The organism is Paenibacillus caseinilyticus (assembly GCF_027533645.1).
GTDB lineage: Bacteria > Bacillota > Bacilli > Paenibacillales > NBRC-103111 > Paenibacillus_G > Paenibacillus_G caseinilyticus.
The window spans coordinates 135,101-141,814 of record NZ_JAQAGY010000019.1; the positions used below are offsets into that span (position 1 = coordinate 135,101).

The window sequence follows — 6,714 nt, forward strand, 5'->3', positions numbered from 1 at the left end:
TCCTCTCTCCGTCTGGATCCAGCGCGGTGCTAAGTGTTCTCTCCGAGATCCCCGGTTGTCCGCACTGCCGGCTCCTTATCCGGATTGATCACTGGATTGATCCATCTACCCTGATCCCCCGTCAGAACAAAGTACCAGTCCCCGAGACGACCAAGGGCATGGACGATCTGCGGTTCCTGGGCTGCGGAAGGCTCTTCATAAGGAGAAGGGGACCTGTAGTAATGGAAGGGGGCCGGCATGTCGATCTTGAGATCGACGGGCTCTATGTTCTCAAAGCCCAGCCCATGTTCGGAGCCCATGCAGATCCAGCGAAGCCCCTGCGGTGTATCGATCTGGTACCATAGAGTCGGAGGAACCATTCGCCCCGTCGTTACATATTTGGCGACGAATTTCACGATCTGCGGACGCACCTTAGGCTCGCCAGTCAGCGGCTCATCCTCGGGGTATGAATAGACGGCGCTCTCCTCTTCAATGCTGATATACCCTTCCACCGTCCGCCCTTGATACTTCTCTGCATAATGATAGGGCTGAATCCATTTCTCACCGAGCCAGGAGGTGCGGATTAAGTACCACTTATCTTGCGACCAACAGGCATAGAACGGGTCGCATACGGGCATCGAGGCCACCGCTTCCACCTGCTGCGGAGCCAGTTTGTACGCCGTTTCGGCCAGCGGCGAGTCGTACAGCGCCGTTTCCGGCTGAAGCAGGGTCAAGGTCTCGGTCTTCCTCTCCAGCTCTCCGTACTTATACGAACCTTCTTTGAGGTTGATCCACGCGGTGCCAAGCCAAGTCACTACATGCACTTTGCTCATCGTGGATAGGCCCGCCAGCCGTTCCGCCTCCACCGGAGCCAGCTGAACCGTCTGGTTTCCGCTGAGTGATCCGATGACCTCGCTGCTTCCTGTCCTCTCGCTCTTATACAGCTTAAACTCGTCGAACAAGGTAAGGCACGGCATGCTGCTTGGCGGAGTCCCCTCCTCCGGTTCGGCGTGCGAATACGTGGATACGGACAGGAATATCATCGCTGCCGCTGTCCATACAGCTAATCTTAGTTTGAACATCTCTTGCCTGCTCCCCCCGATTCTATAATTTCAGACATTAGTAACGATATAATAAAACTTACAATAGGTCACGGAATAATGCTATCCCGATCCCGCCGAGCTGGCGGACCTCCTCCAGGAATGGTGTGAATGCAACTAACTCCAAAGAGGCCCATAGGCAATGCAGCCGGCCGAGACGCAGGGAACCCGACTGCCGCCGCAGCTGCGATCGATCATCAACCCAAATAAAGAGAACTCCTTCTCACAGGAGTCCCCTCATCCATTCAATGCTGTTTATTCGTTTTCAGGGAGGTCGATACGCAGATCAAGCCCCTCCACCAGCTGGCTCTGCTCAATTCCTTCGGGAAATCCCCATTGTTGGTTTTGAAAGGTTTCAAGATGAGGTATTTCGTCTGGCCCGCTGCGCTGGCATAATGAACGTTCATTTCTCAACCGGCTGCCCTTCGTTTCCCTTCGCCGCTCAGGCGCTCCAAGAGATGGCCCTGGTCTTCGTGCACTGCAGCCTTCGTGTAGATGAACTCCTGCTCCTGCTTCTGCTTCTCGACGAGCTGGCTCGGAGTGAACTGCTCCAGCGAATGCGTCACGCTGGTCGTATCCGGGGTGACTTTCACTTCTTTCACGTTGAAGCTCAATCTCCAGCCGTTTTGACAGCCTTCGGATTCAAGCTGGCGACAATGGTTTGTATGCTTGGAGAAGGGAAACTTCAGGGTGAACGGATGATCGATGACTTTTCCGGTTTCTGTGATCGTAGGCGGACATAGCAAAAGGGTACGTCACTCATCCCGGAGGATCAATGACGTACCCGTTGGACGGGGGGCTTCCGGACAGGCAGTCTTCCCATCTCCAGCCCTCTATTTATTGGATCGGATCCGGCACCATGCCGCTCTCCCGCACTTCTTTGTTCGTCGGGTAATCCGACATCGCCTTGCCGAGCTGCTTCACTTCTTCCTCATTGCTCGTCATCCGGCCGTTCTGGGCTTCGTCGATCGGTGTGGACTCGTTCTTGTAGGACTCGCCCTGCAGCTTCTCGCGGAGGGTGCCCAGCAGCTTATCCGCTTGGGCGGATGCGGCCTCCGGCACTTGGCCCTCACCGGCAAATTGGGCTTGGCTGAGATCAACCTCCAGTTGATTGTTCTCCGCCCGGCGGGTGTATACCCGGAACGGATAGCCCTTCTCCTCCCCTTCCACACGAATCGGCAGCTCGTAGAACGAGTTCTCCTTACCCGCCACTTCGTCGAATCCGTGTCCGGTCAGGATCGTATGCACATGGGCAAATGGCTTCGTGAACGAAGACGATGGATTGCGGCTTTGAATACTCATAGGGAACACTCCTTCATGATTGGCTGTCCCTTCAGGGACGAGCTTCGGTTACCCTTTTTTACCCAAGAAAGGATAGCTGCTAAACACCCTGCATCACAAGAACTTACCATTCCCCCAGGAGCCTATCAAAAAAAGCCCTCCTGCCGGGAGAGCTTCGCTTCAACTCTTTCTTAGTGCGACGGGGCTGCAGGAACCAGGTAGGCATAGACCGTAATGAAATGGCAGCCGCTGCCGGCCAGCACGAAGAGATGCCAGACAGCATGGTGGTATCGGAGAGATCGCCAGACGAAGAACAGGATCCCTGTACTGTAGAGGATTCCGCCTGCGAGCAGCCATGCAAGGCCCTGAGGCGGCAGCAGGCTCTGCAGCGGCCCGATCAGGAAGACGATGAGCCAGCCCAGCAGCAGGTAGTAGATCATGCCCCAGGGCATGAAGCGGCGGATGATCCAGCGTACGAGCCCGATGCCCGTCAAGGCCAGCCCCCAGACAAGGGTCAGCATCGCATAGCCCGGCAGCCCAGGGAAGGCATAGACCAGGAATGGCGTATAGGACCCGGCCATCGCAATGAAAATTGCCGCATGATCGAGCCGTTCGAACCTCTCGATCCACCGCGCCGAGCGCGCGCTGTGCAGCAGCGTGGAGGAGATGTACAGCAAGATGAACGAGGCCCCGTACACGGTGCTCGATACTGTATAAGCAGCATGGCGGTAGACTCCAGCCCGCTCTACCAACAGCAGCAGCCCTACGGCGCTGAGCAGTGTTCCGATGCCATGCGTCCATGCATTCCACCGCTCTTCCTTGAGCCTCATAAGGTCCATTGGATCCCCCTCCTTCCGTTTCCTGCCGATCTTGTGCAATCGATTCGGATGGCAATCCCTCCTAGGATTCCCGGGCAGGTTGGGAAGCATTCGCAAAGGTGGATCCAGGCGGTGGAAGGCCCTAAGAAGTCCAGCGCTCGTTCCCGAATCCGCCCGAGAAATAAAGCGACACCGCCTTACCTCCCCCGAAACAGACAAATACTCCCCCCTTACTTGGAAAAATCAGGTTTACATCCAAGGGAATTTGTGGTAAGTTAATTTCCATAATTATAGAAACATCAAATTACAACAAGGGTGATCGCCTCATGGTCCAAGAGAATGCAGAACTGCGTGAAGCCGTCAAAGTATACAAAGCGCTCGGAGAGCCGACCCGCCTGCGGATTGCCATGCTCCTCACGGAGGAGAAGAATTTGTGCTGCACCGATATTAAGAGCAAACTTGAATCCATTGCCGGTTCGACGCTTTCCCATCACCTTAAGCAGCTGACGGACTGCGGACTGCTCGATCTCCGCAAGGACGGCACATTCATCTATTACAGTGTCAACAGAAATATGGCGGCCAAATACGCCCCTTACCTGCTGCAATAATTTTTTTGTTTACTATTTCTGTATTTTTAGAAATATAAAATATAAAGGATATGAAAGGAGCCAGGATCATTATGTCAAATACATGGAAAATTTATCTGCTCGCTGTGGCCAGCTTTCTGGTCGGTACGTCGGAGAACATTATTGCCGGCATTTTGGATAAGGTGGCGGCGGATATCGGTGTCTCGGTCTCCGCGGCCGGCCAGCTCATTACGGTCTTCTCACTCGCCTATGCCTTCGGCACACCGGTCATTATGGCAGCCTTGGCAAGGATGGAACGCAGAAAGCTGCTGCTTTATTCCCTGGCCATGTTCATCATCGGCAATCTGCTCGCCGTCACGCTTTCCGGCTATTCCTTCCTTATCGGATCTCGTATCATCCTCGCTCTCAGTACCGGCGTATTCGTCGTTACCGCCCTCACCGTAGCCTCCAAGCTCGCTCCGCCCGATAAACAGGGCAGTGCCATCGCTACACTCGTGATGGGCTTCAGTACCTCCCTGATCGTCGGGGTTCCTCTTGGAAGAGTCATCGCCTCGGCTTACGATTGGCAGATGATCTTCGGAGGCATCGGTGTTCTCGGTCTTCTTGCCATGCTAGCTATAGCCTGGATCATTCCTCGGACGGAAGGTGAACAGCCCGTACCCGTTCGGGATCAGATCGCCCTCTTGAAGCAGCCGAAGATTGCCGCCGCCCTCCTTATCACTTTCTTCTGGATCGCCGGATATTCGATCACGTACACGTACATCTCCCCCTTCCTCCTCACCGTTACCGGCATGAGCGAGCAAGGAGTCAGTGCCGGCCTGTTCGCCTTCGGCATTGCCAGCCTGCTCGGTTCGAAGCTTGGCGGCTACGGTACGGACCGGTGGGGCGTTTCCCGGACGCTCGTTGGAGGGATGCTGCTCCATACCCTTGCCCTCCTCGCCCTGTCATTTGCCGCCCACTCCCCCGCCGCGATGTTCCCCCTGCTGATGCTGTGGGCCTTCTCCGCCTGGTCGTCGGGCCCTACCCAGCAGTATAATCTGATCCTGCTCGCCCCTCAGGCTTCCGGGATTATGCTGAGCCTGAACTCTTCCGTACTGCAGTTGGCCATGGCCGCGGGGGCGGGGATCGGCGGGATCGTTGTCCAGCAGGCGTCCCTCGCAGCCATCTCCTGGATTGGTGCTGCCGGCGTAGCCGTCGCAGCCCTCATGGCCGCCGCTTCCCTCCGTAGGACTCGTTCCTCTAGCGCCTCCCGTCAGGAGTCACAAGAGATCGCGCTGCAAAAAGCGGGAACCTGACCGGAAGCGCAGGCCCTATGCCTACTCTCGCGTGGCGTTGAATCATCTCACGGTAAGCAGGCTATCCTAAGGGTTGTCGTTTGCCTGCAATTTCTGTTATTATAATAGTAACAGTTGCAGGCATCCAATCCTATGGGCAGCCCTCCTTTACCGGCAGGTCTGCCTCCCTATTCCCAGTTTGCAATGACCTTAGGAGGTAGAAGCATCAATGATCGACAACCATACAAACGACCTGCTGCACCAAGTCACCCTGTCCGTCCTAGATCTGGCTCCCATCATCTCCGGCAGTACCGCGGCCGATACATTCCGCCACACCCTAGACTTGGCTCGCCACGCGGAGCAGTGGGGCTATCACCGTTACTGGCTCGCTGAGCACCATAGCATGCCCGGGATTGCCAGCTCGGCTACCTCTGTAGTCATCGGCTACGTCGCCGGGGGCACCGAGAAGATCCGTGTCGGCTCCGGCGGCATCATGCTGCCGAACCACGCGCCGCTGATGATCGCCGAGCAATTCGGCACCCTCGAATCCATGTACCCGGGCCGGATCGACTTGGGCCTTGGCCGTGCTCCGGGCTCGGACCAATATACAGCCCGTGCGCTTCGCCGTGGACTAGGAAGCGACGGAAGCGACTTCCCCGAGCAGCTCAGCGAGCTCCGTGCGTATCTCAGCGGGGATTCCGACTCCCGTCCGATGGGCGTGCGTGCCGTACCAGGGGAAGGCCTCGACATCCCAATCTACCTGCTCGGCTCCAGCGGCTTCAGTGCCCAGCTTGCCGGCCAGCTCGGGCTGCCATTCGCTTTTGCGAGTCACTTCGCCCCTGAGTATCTGCTGCCCGCGCTCGATCTGTATCGGAGCAACTTCCGTCCGTCGCCCGTGCTCGACAAACCTTATGTCATCGTCGGCATGAACATCGTGGCTGCTGATACTGACGAAGAAGCCCAGCGTCTCGCGACCTCGCACCAGCAGGCCTTCCTCAACATCATTAGAGGCCGTACCGGGCAGTTGAACCCTCCAGTGGACAGCATGGATACGCTGTGGAACGAGCAGGAGAAAGCCATTGTGCTCAAGCAGCTCGGCTACTCCATTGCGGGCAGCAAAGCAACGATTCGCGAGAAACTCCCGCGGTTCCTCCAGGAAACCGGTGCGGACGAACTTATCGTCACCGGCCAGGTATACGATCATCAGGCCCGCCTGCGCTCCTACCAGCTGCTAGCCGAGGCCGTTAAAGGTCAGTAAGCGGCAATATAACAAAAGCCAAGTGAACCAGCCCCCGGGCTGCATTCGCTTGGCTTTTTAATACGGTTTTGGAGCTTTCGCGAGGGACGAACAATACAATAACTCCCAGCTAACTCCGATTCCATGCGCCTAGGTTCCATCGTTCTTCCTTGAGCCTCATCAGATCCGTGGGACCCCCTCTCAGAGGCAGGCTGACAGAGTCGTCTGTTAACCTTTCAATTGCATAGAGATCAGCCCTTCCCAGGCCCACCGGGTTAACAAAAAAAAGCCCACCTGACGGTAGACTTTCATTTGGCTTGGCGACGTTCTACTCTCCCAGGACCCTGCGGTCCAAGTACCATCGACGCTGGAAGGCTTAACGTTCGTGTTCGGGATGGGTACGCGTGGTTCCCTTCCGCCATCATCACCAAACGGTTT

The 6,714-nt window shown here is 56.5% G+C and carries 8 protein-coding genes and 1 rRNA gene; 3 read left to right on the plus strand and 6 right to left on the minus strand.

The window, feature by feature from the left end; genetic code table 11:
- Positions 1-29: 29 nt before the first annotated feature.
- The 5 genes from O9H32_RS24125 to trhA form a co-directional block, all read right to left on the minus strand.
- Positions 30-1,061, minus strand: a complete 1,032-nt coding sequence (locus O9H32_RS24125) for a hypothetical protein (RefSeq protein ID WP_269868673.1) — start codon at positions 1,059-1,061, stop codon at positions 30-32.
- Between the two features lie 273 nt (positions 1,062-1,334).
- On the minus strand, positions 1,335-1,493 hold the full coding sequence (locus O9H32_RS24130) for a hypothetical protein (protein ID WP_269868674.1): 159 nt from the start codon (positions 1,491-1,493) through the stop codon (positions 1,335-1,337).
- Positions 1,490-1,681, minus strand: a complete 192-nt coding sequence (locus O9H32_RS24135; protein ID WP_269868675.1) for a hypothetical protein — start codon at positions 1,679-1,681, stop codon at positions 1,490-1,492. Before O9H32_RS24135 ends, O9H32_RS24130 begins: the two co-directional genes overlap by 4 nt.
- 235 nt (positions 1,682-1,916) lie before the next feature.
- Positions 1,917-2,381: a hypothetical protein gene (locus O9H32_RS24140; RefSeq protein WP_269868676.1), complete on the minus strand. Its 465-nt coding sequence runs from the start codon at positions 2,379-2,381 to the stop codon at positions 1,917-1,919.
- Between the two features lie 170 nt (positions 2,382-2,551).
- Positions 2,552-3,199, minus strand: a complete 648-nt coding sequence (gene trhA, locus O9H32_RS24145; RefSeq protein WP_269868677.1) for a PAQR family membrane homeostasis protein TrhA — start codon at positions 3,197-3,199, stop codon at positions 2,552-2,554.
- Positions 3,200-3,504: 305 nt separating this feature from the next.
- Here trhA and O9H32_RS24150 point away from each other — a divergent pair, with 305 nt between their 5' ends.
- The 3 genes from O9H32_RS24150 to O9H32_RS24160 all read left to right on the plus strand — a co-directional run bounded on the left by O9H32_RS24150 (position 3,505) and on the right by O9H32_RS24160 (position 6,297).
- Positions 3,505-3,786, plus strand: coding sequence for an ArsR/SmtB family transcription factor (locus O9H32_RS24150; RefSeq protein ID WP_269868678.1), 282 nt, complete (start codon positions 3,505-3,507; stop codon positions 3,784-3,786).
- Between the two features lie 71 nt (positions 3,787-3,857).
- Positions 3,858-5,060: an MFS transporter gene (locus O9H32_RS24155; RefSeq protein ID WP_269868679.1), complete on the plus strand. Its 1,203-nt coding sequence runs from the start codon at positions 3,858-3,860 to the stop codon at positions 5,058-5,060.
- A gap of 208 nt (positions 5,061-5,268) precedes the next feature.
- Positions 5,269-6,297, plus strand: coding sequence for an LLM class flavin-dependent oxidoreductase (locus O9H32_RS24160; RefSeq protein WP_269868680.1), 1,029 nt, complete (start codon positions 5,269-5,271; stop codon positions 6,295-6,297).
- Positions 6,298-6,591: 294 nt separating this feature from the next.
- On the opposite strand, the gene rrf is transcribed toward O9H32_RS24160, so the two are convergent.
- Positions 6,592-6,708 (minus strand): 5S ribosomal RNA (gene rrf / locus O9H32_RS24165).
- Positions 6,709-6,714: the final 6 nt, after the last annotated feature.